Origin of the sequence: Pseudomonas sp. WS 5051 (assembly GCF_012985715.1) — a bacterium.
GTDB classification, from domain to species: Bacteria; Pseudomonadota; Gammaproteobacteria; order Pseudomonadales; family Pseudomonadaceae; genus Aquipseudomonas; species Aquipseudomonas bubulae.
The window spans coordinates 1-21,436 of the sequence record NZ_JAAQWV010000016.1 but is presented as its reverse complement, the minus strand read 5'-3'; the positions used below and the strand labels follow the sequence as shown (position 1 = coordinate 21,436).

Genomic DNA, 21,436 nt, shown 5'->3' with positions numbered 1-21,436 from the left:
TCCTTAGTGGCTCATGAGCTTGTCGATGGCACCGGGTTTGTCATGCACACCGAAGCGGTCAACGATTGTTGCGCTGGCTTCATTGAGACCGAGCACTTCAACCTCAGCGCCTTCACGACGGAACTTGATCACGACCTTATCCAGCGCTGCGACGGCAGTGATATCCCAGAAATGCGCCTGTGTGAGATCGATGGTGACTTTGTTGAGAGCTTCCTTGAAGTCAAAGACTTCAGTGAACTTGTCCGCAGAGCTAAAGAACACCTGGCCCACGACGTGGTAAGTCCGATGCGATTCCGTCTCTTCCAAAGTGCTCTTGATATCCAGGTAGTGCCCAACCTTATTGGCAAAGAACAGCGAAGCCAGCAACACACCTACCAGTACGCCATAGGCTAGGTTGTGAGTGGCCACGACGACCACGACGGTCGCCACCATCACGAGGTTGGTCGACAGCGGATGCTTTTTCAGATTGAGCAAGGAATCCCAGCTAAACGTGCCGATGGACACCATAATCATCACAGCTACGAGTGCCGCCATAGGGATTTTGGAGAGCCATTCGCCAAGAAACACCACCATCAGCAGCAGGAAAACGCCGGCGCACAATGTTGAGAGACGGGTACGACCACCGGATTTCACGTTGATGATCGATTGGCCGATCATGGCGCAACCAGCCATGCCGCCAAGCATGCCGGCAGCGATGTTGGCCACACCCTGGCCTTTGCACTCGCGGTTTTTATTGCTGGTGGTATCGGTCAGATCGTCGACGATGGTCGCGGTCATCATTGACTCGAGTAGACCCACTACGGCCAAGGCAGCCGAGTACGGGAAAATGATACGCAGGGTTTCAAAATTCAGCGGTACTTCAGGCCAGAGGAAGATCGGGAGCGTGTCAGGCAGTTGGCCCATGTCACCGACGGTGCGGATATCCAAACCGAGGTAAATGGCGACGGCAGTCAGCGTCAGGATGCACACCAACGGTGACGGAATCAGCTTGCCGATCTTCGGTACGTATGGGAACAGGTAGATGATCCCGAGGCCTGCTGCGGTCATGGCATAGACGTGCCAAGTGACATTCGTAAGTTCCGGCAACTGCGCCATAAAAATCAGAATCGCCAAGGCGTTCACAAAACCCGTGACCACAGAGCGAGAGACAAAGCGCATCAGTGAACCTAGCTTCAGGTAACCCGCGAGAATTTGAAGTACCCCACAGAGCAACGTGGCTGCAAGCAGATACTGAAGTCCGTGCTCTTTAACCAGAGTAACCATGAGCAGTGCCATGGCGCCGGTAGCCGCCGAGATCATGCCGGGACGACCACCGACAAAGGCGATAACAGCACAGATACAGAAAGAGGCGTAAAGCCCAACCTTTGGGTCAACGCCGGCGATGATGGAAAAGGCGATGGCTTCGGGAATCAGTGCAAGTGCGACCACGATCCCCGCGAGCACATCTCCACGGACATTGGAAAACCACGTTTGTCTAAGTTTTTGCAGCATATAAATATCCAAGGCAAAGCATCGCGCACGCCAAAGGAATGGCGAGCGAACCGATGCAAATTCAAATTTTGAGGATTTTTTGCTGTGTGCTTAAGGTGTAGAACCAGGCGTACAGCAGTGCGCACCCGCGAGCGAGGCTAGCGGAAGCAGGGTGTTGCGAGGGGGCGTAGCGCTAAGGCGGCGTAGGCTGCCAGTAGATCGTTTGGAGTACAGTCATGCTAGTGTTCCTGTAGCTCAAGGGGTATGCGAGCCGAAATTATACATTGTAACTACTGTCGATTACGACCTGTTGTCTCGCATTGGGAGATTTGCGTTGACTAACACCTCTTGGATACATCCCTCGCCTACGCTTCCTCTTGTAAGCTCTCGACCTCTCAGTTGGGAACTACACTTCTGAGAAGTGCAGATATTAGCCAACCAGATGCAATTTATTGTTTTCTAGCCGACTTTTGATCTAGGTCGCTCAAAGGTGGCTTTTGAACGCATTAAGCCTCGCTAACGGTAAGCGTCCGGCAAAAGCATCTGGACAACTTCTTAAGCCAGATTCAACTTGCCTTGAACCCATGCCAGACGCTTACCTTGCCAGCGCTATTAGTCACGCTGATGCCCGATCCTCCTGATTCCTTGGAATCATCCTTCAGCTTCGGAAATCCATCCTTGATGCGCAGCACGGCCTTCTTATAGCGAGTCGTCTTTCTATGCGGTAATCCGCCATGGCTTGCAGGCCATGCAACCTGCATCGTCAATAGCGTCTAAAGTTCAGATATATCCCGCCCCCTGAAGGAACGACTCATGCACAGATCACGCTCATTGGTTGCCGCGTTAACATGTCTTGCGCTGGTCTGCGGCTCAGCGAAAGCATTGGCCGATCCTAGTAATGGAAAGGGGCAGGGAAACGGCAAGGGAAACCAGCAAAACAGCCAAGCCCATGGCAATCAGGCTGGCCAGGGAAGCAAAGGCAAAAACTCCGGGGGCGGTGATTGGAATCATGGCCCAAGTATCAATCGGGGAAGCATTCTTGGGATTGTTGGCGGATATCGGGACTACTGGAATCTAGGCCCTGCTTTGCCACCCGGCATTCAGAAAAACCTCGCTCGCGGCAAGCCTCTTCCACCAGGTATAGCGAAAAAGCTAGATGGTCGATTGATCGGCAGGCTGCCGCATTATGATGGATACGAATGGCAGCAGGCGGGCACCGACTTGATACTCGTCGCACTAGCAACCGGGCTTATTTACGAAGTGCTCAACGGGGCTTTTGATTAATACCTGAATGGCGACTGCGGTTTCAGTGCCGGCCCCCATGTCCACGGGCTCGGTGGCGAGCCAGATAGAGTCGATGCGGATCATCACAGCAGGTCTCGTAGGAAAGCGGAACACGCCGCTGCATTTTCTGCCGACGAGCTCACAACGACTACGCCTTTTGAATGAGGCACTTCGATCAGGATCGTGCTGGGAAGGACTTGATGCACCGCTGCCGATGGCGGCGCCTTTACCGGAATAAAGGCACTTTGAAGCGCCAGATTTTTTTGCGTACGCACCCGAATCCATTTATGGACGAGGTTGGCATTGAGGTTGTAGGTCAATGCAACATTGACAATCGAGGTGTCAGGCTGCGCACACTCGGCAATGACTTAGGCCTTGAAGGATTTAGAATAGGAACGGCGTTCTTGTGGCATGGGTGTCCGCTTAATTTAGGTGGAAACCATCGCCTTAAGCGATGGCATCAGGGAGGTGTATTGCCCGGACGGTTACCGCCAACGTCCGCAAGATGCTGGTATGCGCTGTCGCCCTAATTTATTAAAGATTTTACGAAAATTTTACAACCCCTAAAGATGGAGCATCCAATACTGCACTGCGCTAATTCATCAGGCTATTTTATATGTCTCTCGCAGGACTACGGCTTATCGGATTCATCTTAGGCATTTTTCTAATCACGCTAGCTATAAGCATGATTATCCCAATGATCACACTGGCGGTCTATGAGCGGGATGGTGGCGATCTTTCAGCTTTCCTGTGGTCTAGCTTAATCACATCTGTCTGCGGCCTTCTGTTGATCGCACGAGGACGCCCAGATACCGCCCAGCTTCGTCCCAGGGATATGTACCTGCTAACTACTGGCAGTTGGGTTGTGGTGTGCATCTTCGCATCGCTGCCAATGGTGTTTATCAGCGACATCAGTTACACCGATGCATTCTTTGAAACAATGTCGGGCATCACAACTACAGGGTCAACGGTACTCACTGGCTTGGATACCGCTTCACCGGGATTATTGATCTGGCGCTCAATGCTGCATTGGCTCGGCGGTATAGGCTTCATAGGCATGGCTGTAGCGATCCTTCCACTGTTGCGGGTAGGTGGCATGCGTCTCTTCCAGACAGAGTCCTCAGACTGGTCGGAAAAAGTAACGCCTCGCTCCCATGTGGCCGCCAAATACATCCTCTTTCTCTACTTGGGACTCACGGGGCTCGGAGCGCTAGCTCTTTGGGTCGCTGGAATGACGCCGTTTGAAGCGGTCAACCACGCCATGTCCTTGATCTCAACTGGAGGATTCTCGACTTCGGACTCTTCACTGGGGCATTGGACGCAGCCAGCGATCCACTGGATAGCTGTGGTCATCATGATTCTGGGTAGTCTACCGTTTACCTTGTATGTTGCGACATTGCGCGGCAACCGGCGTGCGCTGATTAAGGATCACCAGGTACGTGGATTTATTGGGTTCTTGATTTTCACCTGGCTGGCCGTAGGGACATGGCTCTGTTTTCACAGCGATTACGGATGGTGGGATGCGTTTCGTATCGTAGCGGTCAACGTGACTTCTGTTGTCACGACCACTGGAATTGCGGTTGGCGATTACACACTATGGGGAAGCTTTGCTGTTCTTTTGTTCTTCTATCTCACCTTTGTTGGTGGATGTTCGGGCTCCACGGCTGGAGGCCTCAAAATCTTCCGCTTTCAGGTTGCTGCAACTTTACTGATAGGTAGCTTAAAGCAACTAATCCATCCAAGAGCCGTGATTCAGAAGAAGTACAATGGCCATCCAATTGACGAGGAAATATTACGCTCGCTTTTGACTTTCTCATTTTTCTTCAGCATCACCATTGCAATTATCGCCTTAGGACTTGCCTTGATCGGCCTGGACTGGACAACGGCATTGAGTGGCGCGGCTACTGCGGTGTGTAACGTGGGCCCTGGAATTGGCACCATCATCGGGCCTGCTGGTAACTTCTCATCATTACCCGACGCAGCAAAATGGTTGCTCACCATCGGCATGCTGCTGGGCCGATTAGAGATACTCACTGTACTGGTACTTATCACACCCGTTTTTTGGAGGTACTAATGATGATTAAGAAAGTAGCCATCTAAGATTCTGGTTGGTTAGATTTTAGCCAACCCAGCATGAAGCCCGGAGGGCTACAAATATACGAAATAAAAAGCCCTCAATACTCAAGGGCTTTTTATGTATCAGGAACGTTTAGTGCGAAGAGTCCGCTGCTGGTATTGGCGAGACCTTGGCCCCGGCTACGAGGCCCAACTCCACTGCAGCAAATCCGATGACTAGACTGAGCACTAGATAACTGATGGACACGAACACACTGGCGGGATCTTTCATCATCTCCACGGCGCCAAAGACAAAGCTTGAGAACGTCGACAGGCCGCCCATGATCCCGGTGCCGACCATGACGTGTACGTATTGATTGATCCGGTTGCTCTTGAACAGTGACGTGGCCACCCCCAGCAGGAAGGCTGCGACGATATTGACGACAAAAATATCCATGGGAAAGCCGTCGGCCAAGCGCGGCACTGACAGCATGACAAATTCGCGGCACATGGCGCCAAACGCGCCGCCGACGAAAATCAGAATAATCATGTTCAACATGGTGTTTGCTCCTGTGTCAGCGCGCCAGCCAGGCGCCGAATGCGGCGGCGGCCAGACCGACCAGTACCGAGATGATCAGATAACCTGCCGCCCATGCACGATCCTTCGCCTTGGCCAGTTTGGAAGCATCCAGCTGCATGCTACTGAACGTTGTGTAGCCGCCAAGAATACCAGTCAGCACGGCAGCACTCAGGAAGTCGCCGTAGCGGTCACGCCAGTCCACGGTAAACAGAATGCTCAAGTAACCGATCACAAAGGCGCCACTGACGTTGATCAAAAACGTGCCCAGCGGGAATGATCCCTTATAGATCTGCCCCACCCGCAGTCCGATCCACCAGCGCAACAAAGACCCCAGCCCGCCCCCCAATCCGACCCAAAAAACATCCAGCGCAGTCATGAAGTTCCCTCTCGTGCCTGTTGATAATTTCAGGGAACTCTAGTTGATAAAAACCGCGTAGACATGAATGAGGCATCAATCGATAGGACACGTCGCCTGCATGGTAGGCAAGCCAGTACCGACATAAGTGGGGGCTGTACAGCCCTGTCCGCCCTCTTGCTTCAAAGCAACCGTTTCGGCTGAAAATATAGAAAAGTGGCGTGACCGCAACAGAAACCCGTGTTTATAAGGAGGCGCCACTTAGGGCTTAAGGTCGTAAAGTCCAAGGTATGAGGCTGACCCAATCAACGCTCATTGAGCATCTTCTGCGCAGAAGTACTGATAGTGGGCATTGATTCCCAAGCTTGAAGTCGCGTCATAGTAGGTGCGCTTGATCTACTACGAACCATCAGGCTACGCCCGCGAGATAGCTATGCACTTGTTTGACCACATCTCGTGCAGTACGGGTCACGCCGATTAATGTTGCAGAAGCGAGCCCCGTCCAATCGCCGTAACCCATCAGCCATAAATTGGGTAAATCAACACTTCGGTTTTCGTCCACTGCTACTTTGCCGTCCTGGCCTACAAGGCCTAGGTTGGTAAGGTGGTCTAGCGCTGGAAAAAACCCGGTGCACCAAATAACGACATCCACCGTCGTCTCATGTCCTGACGGCCATACGACACCTGTCGGAGTAAAATGAGTGAACGGTCGTACCGCGTTCAGCACACCGCGTTCACGAGCCTCTTTTACCGATGGAACCATAACGATATCACCTAGCCCACCTATGAGTTCTTTAGGTTCTGAGCCCTCCTGCTGGGCTTTCAATCGAGCCGTAGCTCGTTCGAACAGGACGCGGCCGTCAACCTCATCAGGCAGAAACCTTGGGACTTCTTGAGTCACCCAGGTTGCCTGGGCTACTTTGGAAACCTCGGCGTAAATCTGGGCTCCCGAGTTCCCCCCACCCACGACAAGGACGGTCTTTCCCTCAAACCTATTCGGCCCTACATAATGAGCGGAATGAAGCTGCTGCTCTAAAAACAACTCCTGTCCTAAATAACTTGGAATGAATGGACGATTCCAAGTGCCTGTTGCACTGATGACCGCTTTGGCATCCCAATATCTATCCCCCGAAACAACGCGTAAACCGTCTTCAATTCTCTCAACACGGGATACCCACGTAGAACGAATGATGGGAAAGTTGTATCGCTTTTCATACTGAGTCAGATAATCGACAACATCGTCACGGCTAGGCGTTTCTTCCGACACAGCAGGCATAGGCCAGCCTGCAATCGAACTCCATGAAGACGGAGAAAATAGTCGGAGTGAATCCCACCCATGCTGCCATGCGCCTCCTGGCGCCGGGTCTGCATCAAGTAGCACGTATGACATACCTGAACGCTTCAGAAAATAGGCGGTTGCGAGTGCGGATTGGCCGCCGCCAATGACTACAACATCAAATTTCATATTTGGATTCACCGCTATTACTCCATGCTCATTCATTCAGCTTCATTTGCGTCGGTTCAGCCCCTGCAGCCATTGTTGCGGATCAACGCCAAGGTGTTGCGAGAGGTGCCACACTCCGGTTCTAAGAGATCGTGATCTGACTCATGCAGTTCCCACGTAATGACACTAAATAGAGCGCTGATTAACACGCTTGGACAGCTCTTCTGCGGACTCTTTGCGCTCGGAATATCTATCAACAAGATAGTCCTGGCGATCCCTCAGAAGTAGGGTGAACTTGTTAAGTTCTTCCATTACGTCCACTAGACGGTCGTAGTACGAGGACGGCTTCATCCGGCCTGCCTCATCAAACTCGGTGAACACCTTGGCCACCGAAGATTGGTTGGGGATAGTGAACATAAGCCTAGGATAGCGGACAGCCTGGCAACACCTAGGAGAAATGAGACAGCAGCTGCGTTTCCTTGAACCAGGCACGGAAGGCCGCCTGCATTCATTCATTGATGGAGCGGAGCTGTCTCGATCAAAAGTGCGTAAGGTATGGCCCAGAGCACGTCTCTATGGCGCCCTCAACTGCGTCATGTGCAGAGGGAACTCACGGGTGAACTCTAGAGCTAGGCGCCCTAGCTGCCCGACGCCGACCCATGCGTCATCGCAGCCTTCTTCAGCCAAGCGTTCCACAAGCGAATCCATATCGCTCTCGTCAGACGTCAATTGGTAATAAGGGTGAAGGTATAGACCATCTGGAACACTCCATTTCAGCTAGGGCCAACTGTTCAACAGCACGGAGTTAAAGCTCTTCATCTTCACCACGAATCCAGTGCTGATCCGGAACAATTAAGGTTTCGAGAATGCCGTCCGTTTGTTGCCTTAAGATTTCTTCATGCTGAGAAATTGCTAGCGCGAGCATCTGGATTGCAGATCTTGCGACCCGAAGAGCACGCAGTGCCTCATCGATAAAGTCTGAGTGGTTGATATGCTCGACTTCAGGAGTTTGCCTAACCCTCGTGGTATCCCCCAAGTCATGAAGCACCACGAATCTGTGCGTGCCAAAATTTCGCAAATCCTTTTGTGAATGGAGAATTCCATCTCTGGCGTCGTAGTCTTCTGCCAGTTCAGCCAAGCCGTACATCGCGTATACACCTGCACGAATTAGTACTTCTACTTTGTTTGCTAGCGGCGAAGTGCCTCGTTTTTTATCAACGCGAATTCTCCATATCTTCCCGAAATAAACCTTGTCAGGCGGATGTCCCAAATCAAAATAATAATTGGCCGTCACTGCAACCTTATCGAGCAGATCAAGGGCAGTTCGATGTGCCAGTATGAGTGCGGAGGTATCAGGGCCGTACATTGCATAATCGAGAGTATCTGCAAACTGTCCTGTCTTCGGCCAAGCGCTTCCGTCACTTGCTCGCCATGCCAAATCCCGTGCTAGGACAAAATCGCTCTTCAGCATATTGAACATGGCAAACAATGGCGGCGGTCTGCTGCCCACCCCTGGTTCGCGCTCGAGAATACCTGGAAGAGTAAGCCAATCGAGCTTACCCAAGGATGGATCTACGAGTTCTACAGCAGGAGCAAGTGTAAGACGCTCCTCTTCCACCCATCTGATGAAGGGGTTCGTGTGCAGAGACCTAGGTGGCGGATCAGTTAGCTTGCTGGCGAGTGCTTCCACCTTGGCCACGACTCTTGCACCGGCGTACTGGACAATTCGCTCCTTATTTCGAAGTGCCTGCCTGGCTAGCATCACTGCTTCCATATGCGTTAACTCTGAGCAGCCTCCACGCTTAAAAAGCCACATCAAATCCAATGCTGCGCAGAACGCGGCGACGCCGTTCTTGGGATCAATTTTAAGAGCGGAGAGGCGTGCGTCATGTGCTTCAGAGAGCCGATAGGTTTTTGCGAACAAATTAGCGATATTCGTCCAAGCTTGGGTGCGCAACTCCACATCAGCATCTACGTCTTGCAGCACCTTCCAATAACATCGTCGGGCTTCGGCCCTGTAGGCGCGGGTCTGTTCCTGATGATCCAGCCATTCAGAATCATCACCCCTACAATCTGCGGCCTCCACGAGCCCATTTGCTAAATTGTAGGTGATGTCGGCTGTCGGATATAAGCGATGAAGCTCACGGTATAGCTCAAGGCCTTCATCAATGGCTTCTTGGCGCCCAAGCGAGGCACCGGCGTTAACCAGAGTGGCTGCACGCAGGGACATCAGATTAATACGATTAGGCCCATCTAGATCGAGTTCACGAGCTTCTTTTACTGCAAGTGCAGGATCAGCATCCACCAAGGAATTGAGGTGTGATGAGAGTTTCGAGAATACGCTCAACATAGGTAGTGCCGTCCTTCAAAATCAGCGATGTCGTGATTCGGGAATATCGCTACTCACCTTGAAAGTCATCTCTTCATCTGATGAAGATTTAGAGTATCAAGTCGTCCCTGCCCCCCACGCCCAATCACCTCCTACCACAATGAAGATCTCAGACTTCAGAAGTCGAGCTCGGAAAGCAGCCTGTACCGAGTTACGCACGTCATTGCGCACAGCCGCCGCACTGGTGCCGTTAAAGAAGCCCATCGTAGACGTGGTAGGAATAACCACCTGCGGCCCCTCATCTGCCTTGACTACTTTCGCAAGTCCGATCCGCTGAAGATCCGCGTACGCGTTCTCGTAATCCTTGGCCGAGGCGTTCTTCAGGTCAAACGTGCAATAAACCAAATAGCTCATAGTGCAAACTCATGGAAAAATCACATTCAATGAAAATGGGGGCCAGCCAATGAGGCAGCCGGCTTACCCAAAAGTCAAAAGCCTGAGGTAGAGATGCGATCTACTGAGTGTGGCAAGCCGACGAACACGTCCGACAACCGTTCGACTGCGGGTATGTATTGCGAGCTTGGCGCACAGCACTTACACAGGTGGTGTGATGGCCAAGGTCAAGGCGATTGTGGAGTGCCGGCAAAAAGATGCAGGTATTGGTATGCACCTCATGGTCACCGTTGCTCTGTGCATTGCTATTAACGAAGTATTGAGTCATTTCACTTACCCCGTTCTTTGTTAGATTGAGCAAGTACCGAGGCCGCTAGGGTCTTGGTCGTGGCGTTGTACTTGTTGCTGTCCAAGACTTGGCTGGCCTTGGTCTCCATATCAGCGCCGGTCTGCTTACCAGTCGACGCTTGAGCCATAGCCGAACCTGCCAATTCTTTCTGAATGGCAGAGGAGCTATCGTCGCGGAGGATTTTGGAGGCTAGGCTGGCCACGGAAGTCGAGGTTTGTTTTGTATTTTTAGGCACGATTAGGTGCTCCTGTATCTATATTCAGATCGAGTAGGCAGGAGCAACCCTTGAGCGGAAAACCGGACTGGATGATTGACATCCAAAGTCAGATTTTTCTCTAATGCGCATCCTACCAATGTACGCATTGGCTCAGGGTAGGCGGGTATGCGTGCTCGGCGTCCAAACTTCGCACGCATGCCCGCCGTCTTTACTGAATCCGCTGCTGACTCACAAAAAACACAACATATAGTGTCTCTAGATGAATCAACTACAAGATAGTGCGAGTGCTTTGACATAGCAAGATGACAAAGCTGCGGGCAAGCTGTGTGCAAAGTATGGCTTGGATCCACTCTGATGCTGTATGGATGGTCAGACCTTCTAAATCACGGGTTACGCCGGTTTTGGCCTGTAACAACCCGAAACACTCTCCCTAAATCTACCCACGCGGTCTCTTAAAACAGCCAAGAACGACATTGGAATTTGACGATTTTATGGCGTCATTTATTGGTCTGCTAATGTGGTTGCTCGCTTGTTAACACCTTACACATGTAGCAAGCCGAGCCAGGGCAAAGCCCCCTGAACTGCTCCGTCTGAGAAATCATAGGCGGCGCAGAACTTCGTTGATTTACTGCATATCCATGCTTCTCAAAAAAAACCGACGCAGTTGTCGTCAGCAAATGAAAGCGAGCAATTCCCTGCTCAGCGGCTATTGCCTCAATGGCCCGAAGCACTGCGGCCCCGAACCCTTTGGATCTGCATTCAGGCAATACGATCAGGGAGCGCAACAACCCGTCTGGCCCATGAGTTTCAAACCCTCCCCACGCGACTGTCTTACCGCCGCCCGTGAACTCAAAAAAGGTTCGACCTGGTAGATTAATATCGTCTGCGGGAAGCTCGGCGGATTTCAAGGCAGCTCGAAAACGCTGCCATTGCTCTCCGGTAATTTTCGTTGCCCGGATCGTCACATCACTATCCATCACTTCAACTCCTTATGTTCCCGCGTTTGGACAACGACAGTCTAAACAGGAGAATCACCCATCACATTCGCTTTACCGAATATTCGCCAAAGCGTATATTCAGTTTTCCATATGCGTAGAAATCACCATGAGCGTTGCTATCAAAGTGCTTTTCGTCTGTGTTGCCAACTCTGCCCGCTCTCAGCTTGCAGAGGCTTTGCTTAGGCACACCGATTCGCGCTTCGATGTCTTTAGCGCGGGCTATGAGCCCTCTCACGTTGACCCGCGCACGATTCAGGCGCTGGAGGCCGTCGGGGTCGATGCAACCGGTTTACGCAGCAAGTCCATCAATGAATTTCGCACTGAACGATTCGACTACGTAATTACCCTCTGTGACAAATCCGTAAGCGAGTGCCATTCGATGCCCGGCGCTAATGAGGTTATCGCGTGGGATTTTCCTGATCCGGTGATCAGCGATGATCCTGTCGCATTTCGACATACGCTCCATGACATCCACGAGCGCATCAAGCTCTTCGTTTTGGTCAAGACCAAACATCTGGAGGATCTATGACAGAACCCATGAACCCCACCACGCTATTCAAGTGCCTGGCAGATGACACTCGAACCAAAATCACCCTGCTCGTCGTGAGTGAGGGTGAGTTGTGTGTCTGCGAACTGACGGCAGCATTGGATCTGAGCCAGCCAAAGATTTCTCGCCACTTGGCGCTGCTTCGCTCAGCAGGTTTGCTGCTGGATCGTCGTCAAGGCCAGTGGGTGTATTACCGACTGAACCCCGATTTGCCTGTCTGGGTGACTAGCGTTTTGAAAGAAGTCGTAGATGCCAATCAGCAATGGTTGGAAACCGAGGCTAAGCGCCTATGCGGCATGAACGATCGTCCTATCAATCAGGCCGTGTGCAACTGATTCACGTCCAAACCGGGTTATTGAAATGTTGATTGCCGTATTGATCTTTATTGCCACCATCGTGCTTGTCATCTGGCAACCCAGAGGGCTTGGGGTAGGTTGGAGCGCCATGATGGGTGCTGTCGTGGCTCTGCTGACGGGCGTCGTTACCCTCGGGGACATACCTGAAGTTTGGAGCATCGTCTGGAACGCCACCGGGACGTTCATCGCGGTCATCATCATTAGCCTGCTGCTTGATGAGGCGGGATTTTTCAAGTGGGCTGCGCTGCATGTTGCGAGATGGGGCGCTGGCAGCACCCGCAAGCTCTTCGCACTATTCATCCTGTTAGGCGCGGCGGTATCGGCGTTATTCGCCAATGACGGCGCGGCACTCATACTCACGCCTATCGTAATTGCAATGCTGCTGGCATTGCGTTTTTCTCCCGCTGCAACATTGGCATTCGTAATGGCAGCCGGTTTTATCGCCGACACGGCGAGCTTGCCGTTTGTGGTTTCCAACCTGGTCAATATCGTTTCTGCTGACTACTTCGGTATTAGCTTCAATGAATACGCCTCGATTATGGTGCCCGTAAACATTGTCAGCGTGGCGGCGACATTAGCCATGCTGCTGTGGTTTTTTCGAAAGGATTTGCCCAAAACCTACGACCTCAATCAACTGGGCAATCCGGCCGAGGCAATCCACGACCGCGCCACCTTTGTGGCCGGTTGGTGGGTGTTAGCACTGCTCTTGATCGGTTTCTTTGTCATCGAACCATTGGGAGTTCCGATCAGTGCCATTGCAGCGTTCTGCGCACTCATCCTCTATGTCATCGCGGCTCGTGGCCATGCGATCAACACAGGAAAAGTGCTCAAAGAGGCTCCGTGGCAAGTGGTGATTTTTTCTTTGGGTATGTATCTGGTCGTCTATGGCCTGAAAAACGCAGGCCTGACTGACCACATCGCGCAGATCCTGAACGTATTCGCCGGCTATGGCGTCTGGGGCGCGTCCCTAGGAACAGGGCTGCTAACAGCATTCCTGTCGTCAATCATGAATAACATGCCCACCGTCCTGGTAGGAGCCCTGTCGATTCATGCCGCCGAAGTCGATGGCGTCGTACAGCAAGCAATGGTGTACGCCAATGTCATCGGTGCCGACCTGGGCCCGAAGATCACTCCAATTGGTAGCCTGGCAACGCTGTTATGGCTGCACGTGTTGGCTAAGAAGGACATCAAGATCAGCTGGGGCTATTACTTCAAGACCGGGATCGTGCTGACTTTACCCATCCTCGTCGCCACCCTATGCGCCCTGGCATTGCGCCTTAGTTTCTGAATCATGGAATCTTTTGATGAAAGTCTTATTCATGTGCACCCACAACAGCTGCCGCAGCATTCTGTCTGAGGCGCTGTTCAACCACCTAGCACCTGAAGGCTTAGAAGCGGTTAGTTCGGGAAGCTTTCCCAGTGGCCGAGTGAATCAACGGGCATTGCAAACGCTGGAGGCGGTCGGTATCTCCACGGTGGGATTAAGCAGCAAGGCTTCGGATGCTTTTGAAGGCTCCCCTCCAGATATCGTTATTACCGTTTGTGATCGGGCTGCGGGTGAAGCGTGCCCAATATTTTTCGGGCCAGCCTTGAAGGCGCACTGGGGCTTGGCCGATCCGTCCGAAGCCTCCGGGTCAGAGTCTGAGATTACCGCAGCGTTTGAAGCCACCCTCAACAAAATTCGTGAGCGTGTTACAGCGTTTCTTGCGCTACCGCTGCAAACCATGAGCGCTGACGAGCTCAAAGCTGAACTGAACCGTATCGGTTCGCTTTGAAGAACAATCGAGGCCTTGCCTGCTTGGCAAGCCTGTAGGAGTTTATATGCAAGACACATTGCCAAACGTAGACGCTGACCTGATCGACATTCCTTCGTTGGAGCAACTGTCGCCTCGTACACCCACGCTCCATAAGCCTCGAATTCTTCTTCTGTACGGATCGACGCGAGAGCGCTCATTCAGCCGTTTAGTCACGCAAGAGGCCGCACGTCTGCTGAATGAGTTTGGCGCCGAAACCAAGATCTTTGACCCATCGGGCTTGCCGTTGCCAGACGATGCTCCGGAAACTCATCCCAAAGTCGCAGAGCTGCGCGAGTTGATGCAGTGGTCTGAAGGCCAAGTATGGTGTTCCCCAGAGCGTCATGGCTCCATGAGTGCAGTTTTCAAGGCCCAGATCGACTGGGTTCCGCTGGCGATTGGCGCTGTACGACCTACCCAAGGAAAGACCCTTGCTGTGATGCAGGTCTGCGGCGGTTCGCAATCATTTAACGTGGTCAATCAGTTGCGGGTACTGGGTCGGTGGATGCGGATGTTCACCATCCCCAACCAATCTTCGGTGGCCAAGGCGTTCACCGAATTTGATGAGGCAGGTCGGATGAAACCGTCCTCGTACTACGACCGTCTGGTGGACGTAATGGAAGAGTTGATGAAGTTCACGCTGCTCTTGAGGGATCGCCAGGACTATCTGGTTGATCGATATTCAGAGCGCAAAGAGTCCGCAGAAGAGCTGTCAAAGCGTGTCAATCAGCGCTCCATTTAACGTCACTGCGAGGAAAGTTTATGAGTCAGATCACGATCTACCACAACCCGCAATGTGGCACCTCTCGGAACACTCTAGAGTTGATTCGCAACAGTGGAGAAGAGCCGACTGTTATCGAATATCTAAAGACTCCTCCTGATCGCCCCACGCTTGTAGGGCTGATCAAGGATATGGGTATCGAAGTGCGGGCCCTCCTTCGCATCAACGGGACTCCGTACGAGGAGCTGGGACTGGGCGACACATCACTTTCTGATGACCAGCTCATCGATGCCATGATGGCTAACCCCATCCTGATTAATCGCCCCATCGTTATAACCGCCTTGGGCGCACGCTTGTGTCGTCCGTCAGAGGCTGTCCTCGACCTGCTACCGCAAGAGCAGCGTGGTAGCTTCACCAAAGAAGACGGACAAGCCGTTATTGATAAGCATGGCCGCAGGGTCTGAACCGACGCAGATAGAGCCAAGTGAATGTGCCAGGAGGGATGGCGGTGAATCAAAATTTGAAATTTGATGTTGTAGTCATTGGCGGTGGCCAATCCGCGCTCACCGTCGCCTATTTTCTGAAGCGCTCAGGGTTGTCTTACGTGCTGCTTGATGCTGAGCCAGCGCCGGGAGGCGCATGGAGGCATGGATGGGGTTCGCTCCGGCTCTTCTCGCCGTCTGCATGGAGTTCGATTGCAGGCTGGCCGATGCCTGCTGTATCAGAAGAAACGCCTCACCGTGATGATGTTATCGACTATCTGACTCAGTACGAGCGTCGATATGACTTTCCCATCATTCGCTCTACGCGAGTAACCCGTGTCGAGAAAATGGAAGAAGGGTTGCGCGCTGTCTCCGGGGATAGATATTGGGATGCCAAGGCGGTCATCAGCGCGACAGGCACCTGGAGCCACCCATTCATCCCAAACTATCCAGGCCATGAGTTGTTTGCAGGGCAGCAACTTCATTCCGCCCATTACGTTGGGCCGAATGAGTTTGAGGGGAAGACCGTCCTTGTTGTGGGTGGTGGGAACTCGGGGGCCCAGATTTACGCCGAGATTTCGAAAGTGTCTCAGGCAACCTGGGTGACTCAAGAAGCCCCAAAATTTCTGCCTGATGACGTCGATGGTCGTGTTCTATTCGAACGAGCAACTGCTCGATTGAAGGCTCAACAGGATGGCGTAGAGTCTGAACAGCCCGTAGGTGGGCTTGGCGATATCGTAATGGTTCCATCGGTAAAGGAGGCCCGCGAACGCGGAGTATTGAATGCGGTACGGCCATTCACTCATTTCACCTCAACTGGTGTTGTGTGGCCATCAGGAAACGAGACGAAGGTGGATGTCGTCATCTGGTGCACCGGGTTTTCTCCTGCACTCGACCACCTGACCAACTTTGGTATTGTTGGTCAAAACGGCAAAGTAGCCGTGGACGAAAACCGAAGTGTTGATTTACCTAATCTATGGCTGGTGGGCTACGGTGATTGGACAGGGCTCGCCTCCGCTACATTGATTGGAGTGACCCGTACTGCACGAGATGTGGTCAAGCAGGTGCAAAGCTATCTCACTGAGTTGGTCTGATGGCTACACAAAGCTGATCTATAAAAACACTGCTCAGATTTTGAATTAGGGATGATCCTACATGGCTTTAGAAATCCGTACGGCGGTGATAGCTGATGCAGAAGCCATCCAACGTATTTATGCCCCCATCGTTTTAAAGACTGCAATCTCGTTTGAAGAGATTCCTCCAAGCGTTGATGAGATTGCTCAGCGAATAACGATGACGCTTCAGACTTATCCATATCTAGTTGCTGAAGAAGGTGGGGAGATAAAGGGTTATGCCTACGCAAGCCAGCACCGGGCCCGGCCGGCCTATCGCTGGGCTGTGGACGTGACGGTCTACATAGCCGAGTCGGCTCGCCGTCAGGGTATTGGTCACCTGCTCTACGAGACGCTGCTTCCGATACTTGAAAAACAGCGGTTTCGTGCAGCTTACGCTGGAATAGCGCAGCCCAATGAAGGCAGTGTAGGTCTGCACGAGTCACTCGGATTCGACCACATCGGGACATATCCAGAGGTAGGCTTCAAACTCGGGGAATGGCACGACGTGGGCTACTGGCGGCTCGGCCTGTGCCAGCTAACCCCACCGTTGGAGCCGTTGCTTTTCTCCCACGTGGAAGTTGACTCAAAGTAGATCAATCGGTGCGTGCTACTTGCTATGAGCGGAGTAGCTGAAGAGTTTGTAACTTTCCTGACGTGACATTTGGTGTTCAGACCACTGATGAGTCGAATGTTCGTAGCTTGGTGAATGCGACCAAAGCGCCGACCCCCAATATTCCTGCCATGATCCATATCAGCCAGTTTGGCCCAAGCTGCACCAAGATGTATGCGCATACCATGGGCGCTACCGCTTGAGCGATCAACACTGGGCGGGCGATCAGCCCAAGATGCATTCCCAGATTGATGCTGCCTAACAGGGTAAGTGGGACTGTTCCTCTGGCGATGGTCATGATTCCATTTCCACCGCCGAAGGTAACCACTGCGAGAAGGGACAGCATCACTATCCCTGGCCCCAAGGCCAAAAGTCCGACCATGCAAGCCAGAATTCCTAGCCTGGCAATCCATACGGGGTGGGCGTTGCGGCCAAACGCATATTCCAGAAGCCGGGCGACAACCTGTGATGGCCCCATCAGCGCTCCGAACGTTACTGCCATGGCGGCAGAAATTTCATGGCCCCGGAGGAGCGCTATTAGATTCACTGCTAATGCTGACATCACGAACGCATGTAATGTGAACAACAAAGCGATCCACACTAAGCGTGGATCAGCAGGCGCGTATGACTTTTTAGCCACCTTTGGGGGCTCATCTGCTCGCGGCGAAGGCGTTGGAACCGTTAACAGGTGGAGGGGCAAACCGACAACGAGATGGATTAGCGCGAGCACCATGCACGTGGTTTGCCATCCATACCTCGCATCCATGGCCGCCAGGAAAGGCCACGCTACAGTACTTGCAAAGCCCGCAATAAGTGTCAGCCCGGTCATCGAGCTTCTCGCCTTTACCCCCATCAATCGGCCCAGCGTCGCGAAGCCAGCATCATAAAGGCCAGCGGCCATGCCCAACCCCAAGACTGTCCATGCGATGTAGTAGACGAGCAACCCTGTTGCGAAAGACATGGCGATCAAGCCAAGGGCCAGCAACAGCGAACTGAAGGCGAGCACCCATTTCCCGCCATGCTTATCAATAATCCTGCCGACCACCGGCGCGCATAATCCTGCGACAAGCAGAGACCACGATAAGGCACCCACCACAGCAGGAACGGATGTGCTCAGCGAGTGCGAAATGGGCTCGGCTAGTACCGCCGGCAGATAGAAAGTCGAACCCCACGCGAGGATCTGGTTAAAGCCCATCGAGCCAATTAAGGTCGCATTCTGCCTTGTCGTCGGGGAAGCGGTATTAGCCAATTTAAAAGCGAGCCCCTTAACCATAGGAAAAACTTCGTCGCGATAACTCTTGTCGAAATTTCACCGAACCAATGCTGATGATCCAAACCCACTGCTGACCTGTGTATGAACAACAATGCTGTTATCCAGGCTCTGGATCACGCCGTAGCCTGGCGCTTCATCTGCTGGCAAGAGTTTGTGCTGTTGCATGTCCAGCGCAAATCCGACATGAGGTGTCGTCATGACAGCATAGGGAAAACCGCCCCATGTTCCGGACAGGCTACGATGGACATGACCGCAAAACAGGTGAACCGAACGGTGTTTATGCCGCTGCAGAATTTCGTGCAGTGCTTGATCACCGACGTTCAGCCGCATTTTATCCAGCGCAGGAATACCCACCATCGCTGGCGGATGATGCATAAACAGCAAGACGGGACAGTTGCACTGGCTCAATACTTTATCCAGCCACTGCAGACGTACGCTGTCCAATTGCCCGTGATGCTTGCCATCATCAGCTACGGTATCCAGATAAATCAGTTGATGACCGTCGACCACCTCACTGCTTTGCACATACCCAAGCTCATGGGGCATGTGTGGAAACACCTCGAAAAATGCCGCCCGGTCATCATGATTGCCTACCAGAAGTTTGGCGGGCATCGGCATGTCCTCCAGTAGTTCTTTCAACAACCCATAGGCGCCGGTATGACGAAGCTGAATGAGGTCGCCAGTAATAATCAAGCGGTCTGCATCGGCATGGCGCGCGCGTATATCGTCAAGACACATCTGAGCTCTAAGAGCCGGATCAACTCCGCGTGGCAAATCACTGCCAGGGACAACTAGATGAAGATCTGACAACCAGGCAATTTTCATTTGCGCTCTCCTGACATGACATCGGCAAGATTTTTGGCAATCGCGGCCTGATGTTCTTCTGCCTGTTCCATACGCTCTGAGTATCTGTCCACCAGAAAGTCGGAGCGTTCGCGTACTAGCAACGTGAACTTGAACAACTCCTCCATGACATCGACGACGCGGTCATAGTAAGGCGACGGTTTCATACGCCCAGCATCATCGAATTCCTGATGTGCACGAGGTACTGATGACTGGTTCGGAATTGTGACCATGCGCATCCATCGACCGAGGACACGTAGCGCATTGACTGTATTAAAGGATTGAGATCCCCCGCTGACCTGCATTACGGCCAGTGTTCTTCCTTGTGTAGGACGCACGGCACCTTCAGAAAGAGGAAGCCAGTCAATCTGGGTTTTGAAAATCCCGGTCATGTTGCCGTGCCGCTCTGGGCTGCACCAAACCTGCCCCTCAGACCACAGGGACAATTCACGCAACTCTTTGACCTTAGGGTGATCGGCTGAGGCAGTGTCGGGTTGAGGCAGGCCAGTCGGATCAAAGATGCGTACTTCAGCCCCGAGCTTGCGCAGTATGCGAGCAGCCTCCTCAGTCAGTAACCGACTGTAGGAACGTTCTCGTAAGGATCCATAAAGCATTAGGATCCGAGGTGGATGAGTCATCTGCTGACGAGTTTCAATCTTGTCCGCAATCGAAGAATCAAAAGCCTCCTCATTTAAATTAGGGATTTGTAAGGTTGAAATATCAGTTGTTGAATGACTCATGAAATGATGCCTCCTTGAATCGCATGAGCCTGATCGGCCTATGCATTGATGGTCAATGCATAGTATGGATCAATACATTGACCTTCAAGGTATTAGTAGGCATTTTTATCCGCAGCCGACGAAATGCCATGTTCTGGGCAGTGAGTTTCTGGCGCACTGAAAGCCATTGGGTAGAATCGCAACCATGACCAAATCGACAGCAGAACCGACAAAAGCAGCCAAACCTGTGATTGATTACACAGATCGAATGTACTGGAACGGCATAATCAAAATGAGCCTGTCCAAGTTCTTCATTCTGAGCGTGTTGCACGACCGCCCCATGCACGGCTACGAAATCGCTCGCGAAGTCGAAGGCACTACTCACGGGTGCTGCGCCCCGACAGAGGGCACGATATACCCGGTGCTCCGCGAGTTTGAGCAAGGCGGTTACGTTACAGTCCAAAGCGAAACCGTAGCGGGTCGAGGTCGTAAGGTTTACACGCTGACGGACAAAGGTCGCGAGGCTTACGCTGTAGCTGCCGACGCGTGGATGGAGGTAGCAGCTCATATCAAGAAGCGTAAATAGACTTTCTGCGCCACATACAAAAGACCTCACGTAGGTCTGAACTGGAAGATTTGTGGCAGGTATAGAAAGCATGGGGTCAACATCTTAATGCCTGCTTGAGCCAAGACTGGTGCTCAGGTTACATCCTCAGATCAACCTCGGGGCGGGCCCCCTTTAGGCTGGTAGTTAACGTCCCAGCGGGCATGATTTTCAGTAATTCGTAAGCGACGATACTCAGCGGGAGCGAAATAAGTCGCGATCCGCCCCAGCTCAACCGGCCTGTAAGGTACAACCGCACCTACAGCGACTTGGGCAACTCTCAAAATACTCAGTACGTCATCGCCAACATGGTCGCGGCTCAGGTACTCGACAGTTGTGCGGGTAACTACCAGGCCGACCGATTAAGATGAGACGCTGCATTTTTATTGAACAAGGTAAGATCAATCGTCTCCCCAGGGATCGAATTTGTCCCCATACCTAGCGTGTAAAGCGCGATTGCGCTCAACCCGCCTGATCCACGGATCATAGCCATCGGGCCTCATCAGGCTGAAGCATCTCAATAAAGCTACGTCGGCCACCGCCGCGCTTGAAGCTACCAATGAGGTAATTCCCCTCCCCCGTCTCCAAAAGCCAGAAACGTCCTTCTTTCCAAGCCCTTTGAATTTTTGTCGTGCAAATTATTCCGCCATTGGCTGTTCGATTCACCTCGTCTTCCTGAAGGTGATCGAAGAATACGCCAAGGCACCTATCTTCTATGATCACCGCTTCGCTGATAAAAGCCGTGATGACCACGGTGTATTTTCGAAGACTCGTAAGCGTCCAGCCGCCCCACCTTTACTCGGGCTGTGGACCCAGCGGTAGTAGCTCATCGATCCGGCTATTGGGCCAGGCGGGGAGTTTTTCCAGTGTGGCTTTGAGCCAGGCGGCGGGTTCGAGGT

At 52.5% G+C, this 21,436-nt stretch carries 24 protein-coding genes and 2 pseudogenes; 11 read left to right on the top strand and 15 right to left on the bottom strand.

Going from position 1 to position 21,436, the window contains the following annotated elements; all coding sequences use genetic code 11:
- Positions 1-3 precede the first annotated feature (3 nt).
- On the bottom strand, positions 4-1,491 hold the full coding sequence (locus HBN79_RS19975) for a SulP family inorganic anion transporter (RefSeq protein ID WP_169917084.1): 1,488 nt from the start codon (positions 1,489-1,491) through the stop codon (positions 4-6).
- Positions 1,492-2,283: 792 nt separating this feature from the next.
- Here HBN79_RS19975 and HBN79_RS19970 point away from each other — a divergent pair.
- Positions 2,284-2,754 (top strand): anti-virulence regulator CigR family protein, encoded by a 471-nt coding sequence (locus HBN79_RS19970; protein WP_169917083.1) that lies wholly within the window; start codon positions 2,284-2,286, stop codon positions 2,752-2,754.
- 616 nt (positions 2,755-3,370) lie between these two features.
- On the top strand, positions 3,371-4,828 hold the full coding sequence (locus HBN79_RS19965) for a TrkH family potassium uptake protein (RefSeq protein ID WP_169917082.1): 1,458 nt from the start codon (positions 3,371-3,373) through the stop codon (positions 4,826-4,828).
- 135 nt (positions 4,829-4,963) lie between these two features.
- Here HBN79_RS19965 and crcB (HBN79_RS19960) read toward each other — a convergent pair whose 3' ends face one another.
- The 9 genes and pseudogenes from crcB (HBN79_RS19960) to arsN2 form a co-directional block, all read right to left on the bottom strand.
- Complete coding sequence (gene crcB, locus HBN79_RS19960) at positions 4,964-5,368, bottom strand: fluoride efflux transporter CrcB (protein ID WP_095023947.1); 405 nt, start codon at positions 5,366-5,368, stop codon at positions 4,964-4,966.
- Positions 5,369-5,384: 16 nt separating this feature from the next.
- Entirely contained in the window at positions 5,385-5,765 is a 381-nt protein-coding gene (gene crcB, locus HBN79_RS19955; RefSeq protein WP_169917081.1) for a fluoride efflux transporter CrcB, read from the bottom strand.
- A gap of 150 nt (positions 5,766-5,915) precedes the next feature.
- A pseudogene (locus HBN79_RS24100) lies at positions 5,916-6,019 on the bottom strand (fluoride efflux transporter CrcB); the annotation flags it as partial.
- Positions 6,020-6,153: 134 nt separating this feature from the next.
- The gene (locus HBN79_RS19950) at positions 6,154-7,209 is read right to left on the bottom strand and encodes an ArsO family NAD(P)H-dependent flavin-containing monooxygenase (RefSeq protein WP_262372711.1); all 1,056 of its coding nucleotides are present in this window, start codon (positions 7,207-7,209) and stop codon (positions 6,154-6,156) included.
- A 165-nt stretch (positions 7,210-7,374) separates the two neighbouring features.
- A pseudogene (locus HBN79_RS19945) lies at positions 7,375-7,620 on the bottom strand (arsenical resistance protein ArsH); the annotation flags it as partial.
- Positions 7,621-7,993: 373 nt separating this feature from the next.
- Positions 7,994-9,538 carry an LA2681 family HEPN domain-containing protein gene (locus HBN79_RS19940; protein ID WP_169917079.1) on the bottom strand — a complete coding sequence of 515 codons (1,545 nt, stop codon included), beginning with the start codon at positions 9,536-9,538 and terminating at the stop codon, positions 7,994-7,996.
- 96 nt (positions 9,539-9,634) lie between these two features.
- Entirely contained in the window at positions 9,635-9,931 is a 297-nt protein-coding gene (locus HBN79_RS19935) for a hypothetical protein (protein WP_169917078.1), read from the bottom strand.
- Between the two features lie 308 nt (positions 9,932-10,239).
- Positions 10,240-10,494 (bottom strand): hypothetical protein, encoded by a 255-nt coding sequence (locus HBN79_RS19930; RefSeq protein ID WP_095023960.1) that lies wholly within the window; start codon positions 10,492-10,494, stop codon positions 10,240-10,242.
- A 494-nt stretch (positions 10,495-10,988) separates the two neighbouring features.
- Complete coding sequence (arsN2, locus tag HBN79_RS19925) at positions 10,989-11,453, bottom strand: arsenic resistance N-acetyltransferase ArsN2 (protein WP_169917077.1); 465 nt, start codon at positions 11,451-11,453, stop codon at positions 10,989-10,991.
- Positions 11,454-11,580: 127 nt separating this feature from the next.
- On the opposite strand from arsN2, the gene HBN79_RS19920 reads away from it, so the two are divergent.
- The 8 genes from HBN79_RS19920 to HBN79_RS19885 all read left to right on the top strand — a co-directional run bounded on the left by HBN79_RS19920 (position 11,581) and on the right by HBN79_RS19885 (position 17,080).
- Positions 11,581-12,003 carry an arsenate reductase ArsC gene (locus tag HBN79_RS19920; protein WP_095023940.1) on the top strand — a complete coding sequence of 141 codons (423 nt, stop codon included), beginning with the start codon at positions 11,581-11,583 and terminating at the stop codon, positions 12,001-12,003.
- On the top strand, positions 12,000-12,356 hold the full coding sequence (locus tag HBN79_RS19915; protein WP_153405723.1) for a metalloregulator ArsR/SmtB family transcription factor: 357 nt from the start codon (positions 12,000-12,002) through the stop codon (positions 12,354-12,356). The genes HBN79_RS19920 and HBN79_RS19915 overlap by 4 nt, the downstream gene beginning before the upstream one ends.
- Before the next feature lie 25 nt (positions 12,357-12,381).
- The gene (locus HBN79_RS19910) at positions 12,382-13,665 is read left to right on the top strand and encodes an arsenic transporter (RefSeq protein WP_153405720.1); all 1,284 of its coding nucleotides are present in this window, start codon (positions 12,382-12,384) and stop codon (positions 13,663-13,665) included.
- 16 nt (positions 13,666-13,681) lie between these two features.
- Positions 13,682-14,152 (top strand): arsenate reductase ArsC, encoded by a 471-nt coding sequence (locus HBN79_RS19905; RefSeq protein ID WP_095023937.1) that lies wholly within the window; start codon positions 13,682-13,684, stop codon positions 14,150-14,152.
- A 46-nt stretch (positions 14,153-14,198) separates the two neighbouring features.
- Entirely contained in the window at positions 14,199-14,912 is a 714-nt protein-coding gene (gene arsH, locus HBN79_RS19900) for an arsenical resistance protein ArsH (protein ID WP_169917076.1), read from the top strand.
- Positions 14,913-14,932: 20 nt separating this feature from the next.
- A complete protein-coding gene (gene arsC, locus HBN79_RS19895; RefSeq protein WP_169917075.1) occupies positions 14,933-15,355 on the top strand; it encodes an arsenate reductase (glutaredoxin) in 423 nt (140 codons plus the stop codon).
- 38 nt (positions 15,356-15,393) lie between these two features.
- Positions 15,394-16,467: an ArsO family NAD(P)H-dependent flavin-containing monooxygenase gene (locus HBN79_RS19890; protein WP_169917074.1), complete on the top strand. Its 1,074-nt coding sequence runs from the start codon at positions 15,394-15,396 to the stop codon at positions 16,465-16,467.
- Between the two features lie 61 nt (positions 16,468-16,528).
- Positions 16,529-17,080, top strand: coding sequence for an arsinothricin resistance N-acetyltransferase ArsN1 family B (locus tag HBN79_RS19885; RefSeq protein ID WP_169917073.1), 552 nt, complete (start codon positions 16,529-16,531; stop codon positions 17,078-17,080).
- A 76-nt stretch (positions 17,081-17,156) separates the two neighbouring features.
- Here HBN79_RS19885 and HBN79_RS19880 read toward each other — a convergent pair whose 3' ends face one another.
- From HBN79_RS19880 to arsH (HBN79_RS19870), 3 genes are read right to left on the bottom strand one after another with little or no spacing between them, the layout of a single operon-like run.
- Positions 17,157-18,371 (bottom strand): MFS transporter, encoded by a 1,215-nt coding sequence (locus tag HBN79_RS19880; protein ID WP_186348357.1) that lies wholly within the window; start codon positions 18,369-18,371, stop codon positions 17,157-17,159.
- Positions 18,372-18,407: 36 nt separating this feature from the next.
- Positions 18,408-19,196, bottom strand: coding sequence for a metallophosphoesterase (locus tag HBN79_RS19875; protein ID WP_169917072.1), 789 nt, complete (start codon positions 19,194-19,196; stop codon positions 18,408-18,410).
- Positions 19,193-19,933 (bottom strand): arsenical resistance protein ArsH, encoded by a 741-nt coding sequence (gene arsH, locus HBN79_RS19870; RefSeq protein WP_346010148.1) that lies wholly within the window; start codon positions 19,931-19,933, stop codon positions 19,193-19,195. The genes HBN79_RS19875 and arsH (HBN79_RS19870) overlap by 4 nt, the downstream gene beginning before the upstream one ends.
- Positions 19,934-20,138: 205 nt before the next feature.
- Here arsH (HBN79_RS19870) and HBN79_RS19865 point away from each other — a divergent pair, with 205 nt between their 5' ends.
- A complete protein-coding gene (locus HBN79_RS19865) occupies positions 20,139-20,519 on the top strand; it encodes a PadR family transcriptional regulator (RefSeq protein WP_217902871.1) in 381 nt (126 codons plus the stop codon).
- A gap of 501 nt (positions 20,520-21,020) precedes the next feature.
- Here the strand turns inward: HBN79_RS19865 and HBN79_RS19860 are convergent.
- Positions 21,021-21,290, bottom strand: coding sequence for a hypothetical protein (locus tag HBN79_RS19860; RefSeq protein WP_169917070.1), 270 nt, complete (start codon positions 21,288-21,290; stop codon positions 21,021-21,023).
- Between the two features lie 42 nt (positions 21,291-21,332).
- Positions 21,333-21,436 (bottom strand): transposase domain-containing protein (locus tag HBN79_RS19855; protein WP_169916207.1); only part of this gene is annotated, 104 nt, incomplete at its 5' end.